At 27.5% G+C, this 16,769-nt stretch carries 12 protein-coding genes; 8 read left to right on the top strand and 4 right to left on the bottom strand.

Annotated elements, in window-relative coordinates; genetic code table 11:
• The first annotated feature begins 200 nt into the window (after window positions 1–200).
• From ON24_RS02805 to gdhA, 4 genes are all read left to right on the top strand, one after another.
• Complete coding sequence (locus tag ON24_RS02805; RefSeq protein ID WP_016358425.1) at window positions 201–572, top strand: hypothetical protein; 372 nt, start codon at window positions 201–203, stop codon at window positions 570–572.
• Between the two features lie 211 nt (window positions 573–783).
• Complete coding sequence (locus tag ON24_RS02800; RefSeq protein ID WP_040681885.1) at window positions 784–1,650, top strand: Mrp/NBP35 family ATP-binding protein; 867 nt, start codon at window positions 784–786, stop codon at window positions 1,648–1,650.
• A 280-nt stretch (window positions 1,651–1,930) separates the two neighbouring features.
• Window positions 1,931–7,195 (top strand): right-handed parallel beta-helix repeat-containing protein, encoded by a 5,265-nt coding sequence (locus ON24_RS02795; RefSeq protein ID WP_040681884.1) that lies wholly within the window; start codon window positions 1,931–1,933, stop codon window positions 7,193–7,195.
• A 492-nt stretch (window positions 7,196–7,687) separates the two neighbouring features.
• Complete coding sequence (gene gdhA / locus ON24_RS02790; RefSeq protein ID WP_040681883.1) at window positions 7,688–9,022, top strand: NADP-specific glutamate dehydrogenase; 1,335 nt, start codon at window positions 7,688–7,690, stop codon at window positions 9,020–9,022.
• 416 nt (window positions 9,023–9,438) lie between these two features.
• Here gdhA and ON24_RS02785 read toward each other — a convergent pair whose 3' ends face one another.
• A complete protein-coding gene (locus ON24_RS02785; RefSeq protein ID WP_050553536.1) occupies window positions 9,439–9,843 on the bottom strand; it encodes a winged helix-turn-helix transcriptional regulator in 405 nt (134 codons plus the stop codon).
• Window positions 9,844–10,010: 167 nt separating this feature from the next.
• Here ON24_RS02785 and ON24_RS02780 point away from each other — a divergent pair, with 167 nt between their 5' ends.
• Window positions 10,011–11,183 (top strand): MalY/PatB family protein, encoded by a 1,173-nt coding sequence (locus ON24_RS02780; RefSeq protein WP_040681882.1) that lies wholly within the window; start codon window positions 10,011–10,013, stop codon window positions 11,181–11,183.
• A gap of 493 nt (window positions 11,184–11,676) precedes the next feature.
• On the opposite strand, the gene ON24_RS02775 is transcribed toward ON24_RS02780, so the two are convergent.
• The 3 genes from ON24_RS02775 to ON24_RS02765 form a co-directional block, all read right to left on the bottom strand.
• The gene (locus tag ON24_RS02775; protein ID WP_016358431.1) at window positions 11,677–13,050 is read right to left on the bottom strand and encodes an MATE family efflux transporter; all 1,374 of its coding nucleotides are present in this window, start codon (window positions 13,048–13,050) and stop codon (window positions 11,677–11,679) included.
• Window positions 13,043–13,435 carry a MarR family winged helix-turn-helix transcriptional regulator gene (locus ON24_RS02770; protein ID WP_040681881.1) on the bottom strand — a complete coding sequence of 131 codons (393 nt, stop codon included), beginning with the start codon at window positions 13,433–13,435 and terminating at the stop codon, window positions 13,043–13,045. The genes ON24_RS02775 and ON24_RS02770 overlap by 8 nt, the downstream gene beginning before the upstream one ends.
• Before the next feature lie 291 nt (window positions 13,436–13,726).
• The gene (locus ON24_RS02765; protein ID WP_040681880.1) at window positions 13,727–14,512 is read right to left on the bottom strand and encodes a TatD family hydrolase; all 786 of its coding nucleotides are present in this window, start codon (window positions 14,510–14,512) and stop codon (window positions 13,727–13,729) included.
• A gap of 120 nt (window positions 14,513–14,632) precedes the next feature.
• Here ON24_RS02765 and ON24_RS02760 point away from each other — a divergent pair, with 120 nt between their 5' ends.
• Genes ON24_RS02760 through ON24_RS02750 form a run of 3 tightly spaced genes read left to right on the top strand, consistent with a single transcriptional unit; the run spans window position 14,633 to window position 16,326 of the window.
• A complete protein-coding gene (locus ON24_RS02760) occupies window positions 14,633–15,139 on the top strand; it encodes a flavodoxin (protein ID WP_016358434.1) in 507 nt (168 codons plus the stop codon).
• Between the two features lie 31 nt (window positions 15,140–15,170).
• Window positions 15,171–15,767, top strand: a complete 597-nt coding sequence (locus ON24_RS02755; RefSeq protein ID WP_050553535.1) for a TMEM175 family protein — start codon at window positions 15,171–15,173, stop codon at window positions 15,765–15,767.
• Window positions 15,757–16,326: a TMEM175 family protein gene (locus tag ON24_RS02750; RefSeq protein ID WP_040681879.1), complete on the top strand. Its 570-nt coding sequence runs from the start codon at window positions 15,757–15,759 to the stop codon at window positions 16,324–16,326. Before ON24_RS02755 ends, ON24_RS02750 begins: the two co-directional genes overlap by 11 nt.
• Window positions 16,327–16,769: the final 443 nt, after the last annotated feature.

Here is a 16,769-nt window from a genome sequence, read left to right as displayed (position 1 = left end):
TTTAACGATTATTTAATTAAAATCAGTTAGTTATATTAAATCTTATTATTTTTTAAATAGCATACACACATTAGTAAACTAATTCTTTATTTTTTTAAAAACAATATAATGAATATCAGTTAATTATAGTAAAACTATTAATTGTCAAATTTGATATTATAACTATTAAGGAAATTTTTAATTTTTTATAGATGATTCATATGAAGAAAACAGGAGTAATATATGGGTTTTTGACGTGGATTGTTACGATTACCCTGATTTTAATGTCCCATAATTCAAATCCCTATATTTTTAACATAATTTTAGATATTATAATCACGGTCTTATCATTAATATTAGGTATTAATTATTTAAAATCATTTAAAGAGGATTTTTTAAAAGAAGCTTTGGTATTTGGTATTCTAATATTTATAATAAATGTGGTTCTTGATCAATTCTACTATAATGCAGTAGGTTTGCCAATGAATTTTATCGAATACATGTTAAATGTTGGATTAATCTATTTAGTATACCCGATCATTATTGGATTTATGGGTTTTGTATTTGATAATATTGATACCATAATTAAATAGATTAAAAGCATCCATATGGAAATCTAATATTAAAATATTTATATAAGATAATCCATAATAATAAAATAACAAAAAGTTAATAAAATTAAACTAATTATTTTTAATATATAAAAGAAATATTTTTATTAAAATTTAGATTTAATTATAAAATACTTTTTTATTATAAAATCATATACAGTTATTAATTAATAAGAATATAAAGGAGGATACTATGCCTGAAGGAAACCATCATGGTAACCCTAATATGAGCAAAGAAGAGCAGAAAGCAAGAATTCAACAAGAAATTAACATTGCTAATAATATGTCTCATATTAAACATAAGATTGTAGTTATGAGTGGTAAGGGTGGAGTAGGTAAATCTACTGTAGCTGCTAACATAGCAGAAACCTTTGCTAAAAAAGGATACAAAACAGGTATTCTTGATGTAGATATTCATGGACCTAATATACCAAAATTGTTTGGTAAGGAAGGTCAGGTATTAGGAATTGAAGATAATAAAATACTCCCTGTAATGTCAGATGACAATGTTGCCATTATGTCTATGGGATTTTTACTCGATTCACAGGACACACCAATTATATGGAGAGGACCTCAGAAAACAGGAGTAATCAGACAATTCATCTCTGATGTAAAATGGGGAAATCTTGATGTATTGATTATTGATAACCCGCCAGGTACTGGAGATGAACCATTAACTGTACTTCAAACTATTCCTGAGGCAGACGCAGTTGTAATGGTAACAACACCTAACTCCTTATCACAAGAGGATGTATTAAAATGTGTTACAATGGCTAAAAAAATGAACATTAAACAGATTGGTCTTGTAGAGAACATGGCATACTTTGAATGTCCACATTGTGGTGAGAAAATCAATATCTTTGGTAAAAACCAGGGTGAAAACTTTGCAAAACTTATGGATATCGACTATTTAGGAGACATTCCTCTAACTGAAGAGGTCTCAAATGCTGTAGATGAGGATACCATAACCACAGTCGAAGATCCTAAAAATCCAGTATCCAAAGAGTTTAAGGATATTGTTGAAAAAATTGAAGACAAATTCTTTAAAAAAGACGAATAATTCTCTTTTTTAATTACTTTTTTTAATATTTAAATATTTATCGACTTTTTCTTATTTTGACATTTTGTATATCCATATAATCCTTTTCAATTGTTAATATTTTCATTTTAATTTTTATAATTCATAAAGCTTTTTTTAAGATTATCTTAAAAATTTTCATCTTTTCATAGAATTTTTTTATATATTTAAAGATTCAAGAAGGAACTATTAAATATGAGATTCTATAAATCATAAATCGATATGAATAATATTTCATATCTATAAATAAGGAGAAGAGGCAATGAATTTTAATAAAAAGAAAGTGTTATTAATATTAACTATATTATTAGTGCTTATTCTAATACCAACATCGTTTGCTATTGATTTGAACGATAGCAATCAAGATATTGCTTATAACAATGATAATATCCATAAAAATATTAATAACGATACCAATGTTATTGGTGAAGATAATCATACTGGTGATGAAGGATTTATCCAATTCGATAATGACTATATCACAGTAAAAGAAGGTCAAAAAGCCAATATAACAGGTACATTATATTACTATGATGATTATCCTGATTATGATGATGCTTTGGAAGTTGGTTACTCGTATATAGATGGTAACGGAGTTAATAGAACTGGCAGTACTTATATTTATTACTCAGTACTTAACTTAGACATTTCCAGCCTAGAAGGTTTAAGTGCCAGAAGTGAACCTTATGCTATTACTTTTACAAGTGATTCCTCAAAATATGGTTATGATGCATTTATAGAAGATAGTGAAGGTCTTGCTCCTAGTACTGTTTATATAAATGTTACGGATGATAGTATCTCATCTAATGTCAATATTACAATTCCAGACATGTCAGTTACAGATACCATATATGTTTCCAAAATCGGTTATGATGGTAATGACGGAGCAATTGATGCACCATATGCAACAATCACCAAGGCCTTAGATAGGAATAAGGAGTTAGGTGGTAATTGTCTTATTATAATTAATGAAGGTACTTACGAATTAAATGGCTATTATATTAAGGATAATGTGATTTTGGCTGGAAGGGGAAATGTGGTTATCTATTCCAATGGAAGTAATTATCATATCCTTCTGGGAAACAACATTACAAAACTATATAATATTACTTTTATAAATGGTTCAGGTCAAACATCTGGAGCTATTTCCTCAACAACCACATCAGGCGGTTCCGGAAATAAGGATAAATATTTACTTATCTCAAACTGTACATTTTTAAATAATAAAGGACCTACTGGGGCAGTTGTAACTTATGCAAACACCATAATTGAACATTGTACTTTCTTAAACAATACAGGTACTAGTTCATATAGCAATATGCAGGGAATAATCAGTGCTCGTGATAATAAGATCATTATAAAATATTGTATATTTGATAATAATACTGTTAAGGCAGGTACTCCCATAGTTTATTCTGATGTATCCGGTTCTGTAAATTACAATTTCTGGGGTAATAATACAAAACCAAATACAAGCTTCTACAGTGATAGATTAGGATTAACCAATTGGGTTGTACTTATACCAAGTATTAATAGTAATGTTAACCAATATACCAAAGAAGATTTAACATTGGAATTTAAGTTAACTAGTAATGGTACAGGTTTTGAAACTTTAAACCAATCTATGCCAAATTACAAAATTAATTTAACAAGTAAACTAGGAACTTTAAATCCAAATTCAACTACCGTTGTAAACAACTCAGCAACAATAACCTATGTTGGATTAAACACAGGTTTTGATAATGTTTCTGTAATGTATGATGATGAAATCACAAATGTCCAATTCCATGTAAATGGTCCTACTGTAGACAGAATCTATGTATCTAAGGATGGTGACGATTCTAATGACGGATCTTATGAACATCCATTTAAAACTATAAAAGCTGCTGTTTTAAAGAATGAGGAATTAGGTGGTGGAAAAACCATTATCATATTTAATGGTACATATGAAGAGAATGATATTGTAATCAATAAAATTGTAACCATTACTGGAGAAAATGTTATAATATCCGGATCAAACCGTTCTCGTATATTTGTCATTAAAGCAGATACTAACATATCCAATATCAAATTTATAGATGGAAAAACATCTGATAATGGTGGAATTATATTACTAGATTCAAGTAAATTAACACTTAATAATACAGAGTTTACCAATGGTAATGCTTTAAATGGTGGATCTATTGCATCAGTTGACGGTATTTTAATAATCGGCAATTCTAAATTTACAGACAATGTTGCGGAAAATACCGGTTCTGTAATCTATACAAATAGCCCTTTAATATTAGTTGATTCAACAATATCCAATAATGGTAAAGATGCCATATTTACAAATGGTTCTGCAAATATTACAAATAACATATTCTCCAATAATGAGGCTTATGATATTAACATAGCTGAATCTTCAACTACTTATTTAAGAAATAATACCATGACTGGAGATACATGTAACATCAACCTTAACGGCGGAATAATAAATGGTGTTAAAGTCAGCTATTTAGGAAACTCTACTGTAAATGGTAGAAATGCCACTCCAACAGAAGTATTTGCAACAGTTACTGATGATATGTTAAATCCGATTAATGGAGGATATCTTTCATATTATGTAAATGATGTTAACAATGAATTAATTAATGATTCAGTCATTAATGGTACATCCAGATTTAGCCTTAGATTCGATGAAGGTTCCTATCTAATTCATGGAAATGAGATAAGCTATTCAGGATCAAATACTGATAATCCTATTATCGATTTAAAATCAGGTTTCTTAAAAATCAGAGGAGCTATCAATCGTTGGTTTATTAATGATACTGGATATGAAACATTACAAGAGGCTGTAAATGCTTCAGGATTTAATGATACGATTAAAGGTATTCCTGGAACCTATGTTGTAGATGAGGTAATGATCGGTCACAGGTATATGCCTTCAGAACCTTACAGTATAAACAAAACCATAACTATCACTTCCTTAAATGAAACCCCTATTACCTTAGTGGGTAATGGTGATAGAATCATAGATATTGATTATAACTGTGATGTGACCTTTAAAAACATTATATTTACAAATGGTACCTATAACAACGGATGGGCAGGTGCTATCTATACCATGGGTCATGGTAATTTAACTGTTATTAATTGTACTTTCATAAATAATAAAGCTGAACAAGGTGGAGCTATTAATGGATGGGGAAATCATTATATCTATAATACAAGCTTCATTAACAACTCTGCAAGCTCCATTGGTGGAGCATACTTTAAAGATGGTGAAGGTGACTTAATACTTGAAAATGTTTCATTTTTAAACAACACTGCTGTGTCATATGGTGGAGCACTTTACATCTTAGGCTATTCCGGTTACGACTACACATTTAATAATGTTTTATTTGATAATAACCAGGGACTTAGAGGTGGAGCTGTTTTCTCATCTTCAGGTTCTAACAGATACTTCAACAATGTAAGATTTACAAATAACAGAGCTGTAGACTATTTAAATATAAGTTCCATGGGTGGAGCATATTACACTACTGGTAGTAACAGTACTTTTAATGACTGTGTATTCAAAAACAATACCGCTAGTTATGGTGGTGCCCTTGAATTAGATCCTCTCATGTACTATATTACTTCCGTAGTTAATAATGAGGTTATAACCGAGACATATATATCCTATGTCAATTTAAACAATTGTACTATAGAAGACAATCATGGAAGAGTAAGTGGTGGAGCAATATATATGGGTCAATCAAATGTACCTCATGTAAATATTGCAAAATGTAGAATCATTAATAATACAGCTGATTTAAATGCTGCTGCTATCGCAAACGATTACGGCTTTTTAAATATTGTTGAAACCTTATTTGAAAATAACACTGCTAAAAATGATTATTTAATTACAGGTTTAGGTACATATAACTATCCAGACACATTTTATTCTAATACTACCATAGTTAATTCAACATTTAAAAACAATAATGTTAAAAATCTAATTTACCTTTCAAATGAATATTCCAATATAACTGTAATTAATAGTAACTTCATTAACGAATCAACAATATTATACAATGACAATGGATCTGCCATTTTAATAAATAATACCGCTAATACCTCAAACTATTCAATTATAAACATTGGTCTTTTATCATTAGATAAAAATAATTTCACAGAAGCAATTTTTAACAAGAATTACATCAATACTCAAACATATGTTGTTGTTTTAAATAATCAGACCAAAATTGGTTTTATTAATGAAAACAATACATTAGACGGAATTATTTTAGATGACAATAATAACACAATAATATTGGATGAAAATGCCTTTAGATTTAATGTAAAATTAATATTGTTATCTGGTGTTAATTTCCCAATGAATAGGATTTCCAATGGTTCCACAAGTCAAAACTTAATAAACGGAACACTTAATAACACTACCTATTATGGTAACTTTATTCCAACTGTAGGCGGCAATTATCTTGTTAGTGCTAATTTACTTAATAGTGGTTTACTTAAATTATCCATTAAAACTGGAATATTAAAAATAATTAATAAGGACCTTAACTTAACAGTAAATAATATTACTAAATTTTATAAAGGTCCAGAAGGATTAAGTGCTAAATTAGTATATTCAGACGGTAACCCTGTTGTAAATGCTGGATTAAGAATTACCATTAATGGAACAGAATATAATCTTACAACTGATTATAATGGTATTGTTTATTTACCTATTGAATTAGATAGTGGAGCATATAATGTAATTACAACATATAATGGTTCTGATTTATATAATCCAATTATTGTTCATTCAATCATTGTAGTTAAATCTACTTTAGAGGTAAAGGATGTTGTTAAAGTCTATAAAAATGATACCCAATATTATGCATTATACTTAGACAGTGAAGGTAATCCATTGGCAAATACTAATGTAAACATTACTGTCTGTGGAAAAACCTACCTAAAACAAACTAACGATCAAGGAATCGCAAAGTTAAACATTAACCTTTTACCAAGAGAATATACGATTACAACTGTAAACCCTATAACTGGAGAGGAAAAAACCACTATGATTAGTGTTATTTCACCAATTATTGAGAATAAAAACATTGTAATGTACTATAAAAATGGTACTAAATTCTCAGTTAGAGTTTTAGGTAATGATGGAAATGTTGTAGCAGGTGCTGCAGTTAACTTCACTGTCTGTGGAAAAACCTATACCAAAATCTCTGATAGTGAGGGTATTGCAAGTTTAAATATTAATCTAGCTCCAAAAACATATACCATCACTACAACTTACGGTGACTATAAAGTCTCTAATAAGATTACAGTACTTCCAAGAATTACTGCTCAAAATCTTAATATGAAATACAAAGATGGTTCTAAGTATGCTGTTAAAGTTGTTGATAATCATGGAAATCCATTAGCAGGTCAAAGAGTGAAAATTACTGTCAGTAAGAAATCCTATTATAAAACAACTGATAATAATGGTATGGCTTATTTAAACATTAATTTAAAACCAGGCAAATATTCCATTGTCTAGAATTTGGAGAACATAAGGTTACAAGTAAAATAACAATTTCTAAATAGGAATTAAACATTAATCCCTATTCTTTTTTTATTTTTTTAAAAAAAAAGTTTTCATCACATCTATTCAATTTAAATTAGGTGCCGATTAATTCTATTTTTAAATTTTGTAAATTGAAATATGCATTATTTTAAAATAAATCATAATTTTAAAGTATTATTATTTATAATAAAATCCTTTTTTTAAACTGGAATTAAATATTTTTATAATTTTTATTCTAAATATTTAGTTTTAATATATAATTTCGCTATTTTTGTAAAAAAAATTGAATAATGTTTAATTTTTTATTAATCAGGATTATATTACACGAAAATAAACCAATATTTAATAGGATAATATCCAAATTTACTAGATTAAATATGAAAATTTAAATATAATGCTTAACAAAGTTTTAATAAGTATAAAGGAAAAGATTTATACAAAAAATTTTAGAATGAGAGATTTATTATGTCTTATGTAGATGAAGTAATTAATCAAATAAAAAAAGAAAATCCAAGTGAACCTGAGTTTCATCAAACTGTTACTGAGGTTTTAAAATCAATAGAACCTGCAGTTCTTGAAAAGGAAGAGGAATATAGAAGAGATGCACTTCTAGAAAGATTAACTAATCCTGAAAGACAAATTAAATTTAGAGTTCCATGGGTAAATGATGAAGGAGAAGTGGAAGTAAATACCGGATATAGGGTACAGTTTAATAGTGCAATTGGTCCTGTTAAAGGAGGGCTTAGATTCCACCCATCAGTAAACTTAGGAATTATTAAGTTTTTAGGATTTGAACAGATTTTCAAGAATTCATTAACAGGACTTCCAATTGGTGGAGCTAAAGGAGGTTCTAACTTTGATCCTAAAGGTAAATCCGACCGCGAAGTAATGACTTTCTGTCAAAACTTTATGACTGAATTATATAAATATATTAATGCAGATAGAGATGTACCTGCTGGAGATATAGGCGTGGGTGCTAGAGAAATTGGTTATTTATTTGGTCAATATAAAAAGATTACTGGACAATTTGAAGGTGTTTTAACTGGTAAAGGATTAACATATGGTGGATCACTTGCTAGAACCGAAGCAACAGGTTATGGACTTCTTTATTTTACAGACACACTTCTTAAAAATGAGGACATTTCTATTAAGGATAAGGATATAATTGTTTCTGGTGCTGGAAATGTGGCTATATATGCAATTGAGAAAGCTAAACAATTAGGTGGAAATCCAATTACTGCATCTGATTCAACAGGATGGGTATATGATCCTGAGGGTATTGACTTAAAATTACTTAAGGAAATTAAAGAAGTCAGAAGAGGAAGAATGTATGATTATGCTGCAGAAAGACCTTCTGCCGAATATCATGAAGGTAAAGGTGTATGGACAGTAGATGGAGACATAGCTCTTCCATGTGCAACACAGAATGAAATCGACCTTAATGATGCTAAGGCTTTAGTGGATAATGATGTAATTGCTGTATGTGAAGGTGCAAATATGCCTTCAACTATTGATGCAACCAATTATTTCCTGGACAATGACGTATTATTTGGACCTGCAAAAGCTGCAAACGCAGGTGGTGTTGCTGTTTCCGCACTTGAAATGACCCAAAACTCAGAAAGAATCCACTGGACATTTGAACAAGTCGATGACATGTTAAAAAATATCATGGTCAATATATTCAACAACATTAGTAATGCTGCCGATAAATATAACCAACCTAAAAACTTTGTTGTAGGTGCAAATATCCATGGATTTGAACAAGTAGCAGACGCTATGCAATCACAAGGAATTGTATAAATTATGAAATTTAATTTTCACAATTTCTTTTTTTTAATTTAAGTTTACTTTAATTAGTAAATTCCTTTTTTTATAAAAATAAGATCCGGTTAGGTTCATTCTTTAATTTGAAAAAATAAATAATTATTAAACAAGTTTAAAAACCTTTCTGAAACTTTATAAGTTTATCTATTTAAAATAAAAACAAGTAGGAATATTAAACAGAAGAAAAACTATTTATTTAATTATATTAATAAAATTAATAATTTTAATAGTTTTAATAGATATAATATAGTAAAATATTTTTTAAAAATAAGAGTATTTTATTCCTAAAAATCTAAACAAAAAATAAGCTTTTTTTATAATATTTAATTAATTAAAATTTAAAATCAGATAAATATCAAATGATTAAATGTAAAAGAATTATTAAGAATATATTATTCATTATCATTTTCAATTTCTAAAGTATCCCTAAACTCATCTTTAATCATATCTCTATCTGAGTCTTTTAAATCAAGATAATAAGAGTCTGTATCAATAGTAAATTCAGCCAATTCAAATAAAACTTTGTTTAATCTTTTACCCTTCTCAGTTAGTTTATATTCAGTTTCAAGCTTATTATCAGGATTTCCTATTTTTATTACCAATTCATTTTCTTCCATATACTTTAAACATTCTGATAATACCTTATTGGATAGTTTTGGTTTATTTTCTTTAAACTGATTAAAATGAGTTTTTCCAAAAAACATATCCCTAATAATTAAAACTAACCATTTTTTCTGAATCAAATTTACAGCTTGTTCTATAGGACAAGATTTACATAATGACATAGCATCAGACATTTTTTAAACCTCAGATATATTATATTTGACTATATTTATATAAATAAGGTAACTTAGAAGTTACATAAAATATAATTATAACTATATAATTATTATACTACCTTTTAAAAAAAACAATAACAAAACTATTTATTTAATTATTATATATTATAGTTTGAGTTGAAAATATGAGATATGACTTTGATACTATTATAAATCGTAAAGATACGAACTCAGTAAAATGGGATTTCTATGATTGTGAAGTCCCTATGTGGGTAGCGGATATGGATTTTAAAGTAGCAACTGAAATAAAAGATGCTTTAAGTTCAAAAGTAAATGAAGGCATATATGGATATACCCTAATTCCAGATGAGTGGTATGACGCTTATATCAATTGGTGGAAAAAATATGGTGTTGTTCATAAAAAAGAATGGTTAAAATTTACAAATTCTGTAATGCCTGCAATATCCTCTTTAATTAGAGAATTTACAGAGGAAAATGATAAAGTCCTTATTCAAACTCCTGTTTATCATGTATTCTTTTATGTTATTGAAGACAATAATAGGATGGTTGAAGAGAATAAACTAATTTATGATGGTGAAAACTATTCAATTGATTTTAATGATTTAGAAGAAAAATTTAAAGATCCCAAAGTTAAACTAATGCTTTTATGTAATCCTCATAATCCTATTGGTAAAATTTGGACCAAAGATGAACTAAAGAAAATTGGAGAACTAGCAGACAAATATGATGTTATTGTAATTTCAGATGAAATTCATTGTGATTTAACAAATCCGGGTCTTGTTTATACTCCCTATATCTCAGCATCCAATAAAAACAGGAATAATAGTATTACAACATTATCACCAAGTAAATCCTTTAATATTGCAGGAATTAAAACCGCGGCAATTAGTATTCCAAATGAAAACATTAGAGAAAAGGCATTCAACCATATTCAAATTGAGGGACTATCAGATCCGAATTTATTTGCATGTTCAGCTGCAATTGCAGCTTATAATCATGGTGAAGATTGGCTGAATCAATTAAGGGATTATATATACAACAATAAACTATTTTTAGATGAATATCTAAAAGAAGAAATACCCGATTTAAAATTAGTTCCATCAGAAGCAACATATCTTTTATGGATTGATTGTAGTAAATTAAATATTAAATCCAAAGAGTTTAATGATTTTTTACTTGAAAAAACTAAGGTAGTATTTTCTCCAGGTTATGAGTTTGGTGAAAATGGAGATCAATTTATAAGAATAAATATAGCTTGTCCTAGAAAATTATTAGAGGATGGATTTAAAAGATTGAAGAAAGGCGTTGAACTTTATAAAGAAGAGTTTAATATTTAAAATTTAAATATTAAAAATCCTTTTTATAAATTTTTAATAAAAAAACAGTCAATTTACACTAACTATATATAACAGTTAAAATAATGATATTTTTTTTTACTCTTTTTGATTATATAAAATTATCAAGTTAATTTATTTAAAAAAAATATTGAATTCTTTAATTTCTACAGCGGAAGAAAATAGATTTTGATATTCTATTATATAAAAGATAATCTTTAAAAATTTAATTAAAAAATCGGCATTTTCCTTATTTTTATAAAAATACAGAAAACTTTGATATTTTTTATAAAACAATAACAATTTTCAATATAAAAATAGGTAAATATTTTCTTTAAAGAAAAAAAGAATCTGAAAATTAATGTTTTTTGATAAACCATAAAGTAAGTAAATATTTTCTTTAAATGATATTAAAGTAAGCTTATAAAATTTTAAATTTATTAAGAAATCATATAAATTGAAGTTCTTAAAATGTAAAATATTAAAGGAAAAAATATTAGGAATTATTTTTAAGACCTTTAATATATAATCTACACCATATATAGGCAATCACACTACCTATAGCTGCAGCTAAAACCATACCACCATAAATACCTCTTTGACCTATGTGTAATATTACTCCAAAGAAGTATGCAAGTGCTATCTCAAGTAATAATGCCCTAAACAATGTAATAACAAAAGATATTACACCTTTTCCTATTCCTTGGAATACCATAGCAGAAATCATACCTGCAGGTACAGCAAGTAAGAACAAACATAATATTTTAAGTACCTCTGATATTAATGGAGCTAACATTGCACTTTGATCCGTATATGCAAATAATAATGCTATATAATCAGATCCAAAGAACATTACTATACATAGAATAATTGATACTATATATGATAATTTTATAGCATATTTATGTGCGAATTCTAGTTTATCATAATCTTTTGCACCATAAGCTGCCCCTGCAACTGTAAGCATTGCAGTACCTACACCAATAAGTGGAATCATTGCAAGTTGGTTAATTCTTCCGGCAGATGTATATACAGCTACTGCAGTTGTACCTGCAACTAATGTAAGCATCCAATTCATAACCATCATCATAACAGAGAAAACAATTCCCTCTGCCATGTTTGGAATAGCAACTAATCCTATTTGTTTTAAAATATATGAGTCATATTTAAATGCTGATCTTGTAATGTTTAAGTATGTATCTTTATTAACCCATATCCAATAAGCCATTACAAAACATGCGATTAATGAAGATATAACAGATGCCCATGCAGCACCTCCAACACCCATTCCAAATACATAAATGAATATTGGATCTAATACTATGTTTAAAACAGCTGTAACTGCAACCGCATACATTGATCTTGTTGCATCACCTTCAGATCTTAATATTGCAGCAAGTACACCATTGAATATAAATGAAAATGTACATATAAACACAACATTACCATAATCTAAACCCATTTGTAATGAGCTACCAGCACCCATTAATAATAGAATTTCTTTTAGAAATGGAACCAATAAAACTGGAACCAATACGGATAATATTACTGCAATTAGTATTGAGTGAACTGCGGAGTTGTCTGCAAGTGGTTTGTTTTTTGCCCCAATAGCACGTGCAATTATTGAATTTGCACCTGCTCCTATACCATTTCCTACATTAACTATAATAAAGAATAATGGTGAAATAAAACCTAATGCTGCTAATGCATTTGATCCAAGACCTGCCACCCATAAACTGTCTGCTATATTATATAACATGACAAGAAACATGGATAACATTGTTGGATATGACAACTTACGAATAGCAATTTTAGGATCTCCACGTATTAATTCAATGTTTCGTTTAGTTCTATCATCGTTTTTACTCATTACACTCCTCCTTATAAATTAATTCAAGTGATTTTCCCGTAATATATTGTACATGTTCAAGAAATTCTTTCTTATACTCATTATCATTATCACAGATAGCATTTTCCCATTCCTCTTCATATTTTTTAATTCTATCTGCAAATTCAATTCCTTCATCAGTTAAAAAAAGTAAATTTTGGCGTTTGTCATTGGGATCCTGTTCTTTTTTAAGTAGACCTTTCTCTTCAAGACTTTGTACACTTCTACTAATAGATGCTTTATCTATTTGTAAATCATATGATAGTAATTCCTGGTTAATTTTCTTATTTGACCTATTATACAATCCCATTTTATTTAATATCTCAACCTGACTTTTTCCAATATCCGGGGAATTAAGTTTTTCCATTATATATATGGTTTTTGAACGAATTATTATGGTTAATAAAAGGGTTATACTATCAATTGATAGCCATCCTTTATTCTTAATAAAATCCGACAGAATATCACCCCAATTTTAAAAAAATTAGTAAAAAAAATAACTATTGATAAATCACACTGTAATTAAAAATAATAGTAAAAATAAGATTATTGATATATCAACAATTAAATTAATATTTGAACATTTTAATATATAAATGTTGTCATATCAACAATTAAAAATTTAAAAAAAATAAGATTTTTAAAAATTAAAAATGAATCAAATATTAAAAAAGCTTTTAGTATTTTTATAAACTTGTTTTGAAAGCTTATCTGAATCTAAACCCATTTCAGATGCGATACGCTCCAATATATGAGGTAAATATTTTGGTTCATTTCTATGTTTTTTTGGTTTAGGTTTCAAGTCCCTAGGAATTAAAAATGGTCCATCTGTTTCAATCATAAGTTTCTGAGGAGGAATACACTTAACAGCTTCACGAAGTTCATCACCCCGTCTTTCATCACATATCCAACCTGTAACTCCTATATAACAACCTAAAGACAGATACTCTTCAACCTCATTCTTGTTTCCTGTGAAACAATGTACCACAGATTTCTCTGCTACACTTGGAAATTGTTTTAAAATATTTGAAAAATCGGGATATGATTCTCTATCATGAAGAAATACTGGCATGTCTAATTTTTCTGCAAGTTCTAATTGTTTTTTAAACCATTTCCTCTGAATATTTTGAGGGGAATAATTTCTATTATAATCAAGACCACATTCACCTAAAGAAACTACAGAATCCTTACTAGCCAATTCTTCTAAAATTTTTATTGTATTTTCATCACATGTTTTTGCATCATGAGGATGAACACCGGCAGTTGAATATAAGATACCCGGATATTTTTCTGAATATTCTGCCGCCTCAATACTGGATTGAATATCTGCCCCTGTAATAATGGCATTAGTAACTCCTACATTTTGAGCATTTTTAATTACTTCTTCACGGTCCTTATTATAAGATTTATGCATTAAATTTAAACCAATATCTATATACTTCATAAAAATTCCCTCTTAATAAGTTATTTATAAACTATTTAATATAATCTAACTTTATTAAAAAAAATTAATATGCACTAATTTAAATATATTAATATTTATAAATAAAAACTAAGTGATATTATGAATAATCTAATTATATATTTTTCAAGAAGGGGAGAAAATTATCTTAACGGTTCTTTGGTCAATTTTGAAGTTGGAAATGCAGAGGTTTTAGTAGAACATATTAAAGAATTTATTGATGCTGATACTTTTCAAGTAGAAACCAAGGAAAGTTATCCAGATTCTTATATGGAAACAATTGAAATTGCAAAAAAAGAACAAGAAAACAATGTTTATCCCGAACTTAAGGAATACCTTGATGATATAAGCCAATACGATACAATTTATATTGTTTCTCCAAACTGGTGGGGAACTTTACCAATGCCTTTACAAGGACAATTGAAACAACTCGATTTTACAGGAAAAACCGTGAAAACCCTCATTACTCATGAGGGATCTGGATTAGGAAATTCCATGAAAGATATTAAAAAGCTTTGTAATGGTGCAGATATTAAAGATGGACTTGATATTAAAGGTTCCGATGTACAAAAAGCTAAAGATGAAATTAAAGAATGGATTGAATATTAGTCTTATTAAAAATTAATTAATGGTGTTCTTATTGGATTCAGGTCGTTTTGAAACTTTTATTGATGCTATACTTGCTATAATGATGACAGTTATGGTACTTAAAATACCACAGCCCGAAACATTAAGTTTATCTGGAATTATGGATTTAAGCGTAGTATATCTCAGTTATTTAATTAGCTTTATTATTATTGCAAGTATCTGGAATAGTCATAGAAAACTATTTGATAAAATTAAAAAAATAGATAACTATGTTATTGCAATATATATGGTATTAACATTTATTATCACTTTAGTTCCATACTTTACATATTGGGTTTCTGGAAACCCATATTCATTAGCTCCAGAAATATGTTATGGAAGTCTATTTATTTTAACAAATGTTTTATATTTACTGGCTAGCCATATTGCGGTAAAACATGATAAATTTAATAAAAATAGTAATCTTGACAGTTCAAGATATGTTAATTTGAATTTAATAATTTATACCATATTTATTATAGGATTCTTAATAGGCATATATATTAATCCTATTGCAATCTTAATATCTTGTTTGTTAAGTGCAATTGTTTGGAATTTACCACTTAAAATTATAAACATATTGGATAATAGTGATACTCATGGATACTGAAAGATTTGAGGCATTAATCGATGCTATTTTAGCAATTATCGTTACTTTAATTATTTTGGAAATTCCAATACCAGCACATCCGGATTTTGCCAGTTTATGGGAAGTAAGAATAGAGTTTCTTGCATATTTAGTAAGTTTCTTTATTGTTTTTAATATTTGGAATTCACACCATAATCTATTTATTAGAATAAATAAATTAAACAGTACAATTGTTTGGACAAGTTTGGCAGGAATATTCATTTTAAGCTTTATTCCATACTTTACAACTATGGTTTCAGAACACTTTAATTCATTTTTTGCTCAAGCTTGTTTTGGATCTATATTTATACTTCTCCACATACATTATGTTATACAAGCAGAAATAATTAAAAGGGCTGACCCAGCCAATGTTGCACTTATTATTTATTTAGATAAAGGAGAGCATAACTCATTATTTGAATTTATACTATTTACAATATCATACATTCTTGGATATTTCGTTTATCCACCTTTAATAATGGTAGGCTGTCTCATTGCAATGAGTTATTGGATAATTTCCGATCAGTATTTAACTGATTAACTTTTTTTTATTTTTATATTTAAATCTAAATATATTACATTTATTATTATAAAATAAACCATTGATTTTATTATTGAATAAAAAAAAATTAATTTCTATTTCTTTAAAAATAAAATTTTAATATAAAATCAGAAAAACGTACAATATATAAAATATTTTATACCTTTTAAAAGATTTAATAACCCTTATTAATGTATATTTTCTTCAATAAAAGACAAATCTTTTATATTATTATTGATTAAAATACTAATGTAGTAATCTAATAATTATAAAACTCCTTGTTTATTATATTAAAGTATTATTAATTTTTTAATATAAATTTTAAAAGTTTTATAATGCTTCGAGGTCTATTGAATAGAATGGAAAAATACTGTAAATATTAAAAAATTTTTAAATTCAATGAATTTAATGTATAATCTTTTTAAGTTTTACATGGATTTTTC

It is taken from the genome of Methanobrevibacter boviskoreani JH1 (assembly GCF_000320505.1).
In the GTDB taxonomy this organism is placed as follows: Archaea; Methanobacteriota; Methanobacteria; order Methanobacteriales; family Methanobacteriaceae; genus Methanarmilla; species Methanarmilla boviskoreani.
Note: the sequence above shows the minus strand (reverse complement) of the source record. Positions and strands in the feature narration are given on the sequence as shown.

Coding starts and splice junctions, on each gene's coding strand:
- ON24_RS02780 (WP_040681882.1), top strand. CDS start 10,011: ATGAGATATGACTTTGATACTATTATAAATCGTAAAGATACGAACTCA.
- ON24_RS02765 (WP_040681880.1), bottom strand. CDS start 14,512: ATGAAGTATATAGATATTGGTTTAAATTTAATGCATAAATCTTATAAT.
- ON24_RS02775 (WP_016358431.1), bottom strand. CDS start 13,050: ATGAGTAAAAACGATGATAGAACTAAACGAAACATTGAATTAATACGT.
- ON24_RS02805 (WP_016358425.1), top strand. CDS start 201: ATGAAGAAAACAGGAGTAATATATGGGTTTTTGACGTGGATTGTTACG.
- ON24_RS02770 (WP_040681881.1), bottom strand. CDS start 13,435: ATGGAAAAACTTAATTCCCCGGATATTGGAAAAAGTCAGGTTGAGATA.
- ON24_RS02785 (WP_050553536.1), bottom strand. CDS start 9,843: ATGTCTGATGCTATGTCATTATGTAAATCTTGTCCTATAGAACAAGCT.
- ON24_RS02795 (WP_040681884.1), top strand. CDS start 1,931: ATGAATTTTAATAAAAAGAAAGTGTTATTAATATTAACTATATTATTA.
- ON24_RS02750 (WP_040681879.1), top strand. CDS start 15,757: ATGGATACTGAAAGATTTGAGGCATTAATCGATGCTATTTTAGCAATT.
- gdhA (WP_040681883.1), top strand. CDS start 7,688: ATGTCTTATGTAGATGAAGTAATTAATCAAATAAAAAAAGAAAATCCA.
- ON24_RS02760 (WP_016358434.1), top strand. CDS start 14,633: ATGAATAATCTAATTATATATTTTTCAAGAAGGGGAGAAAATTATCTT.
- ON24_RS02800 (WP_040681885.1), top strand. CDS start 784: ATGCCTGAAGGAAACCATCATGGTAACCCTAATATGAGCAAAGAAGAG.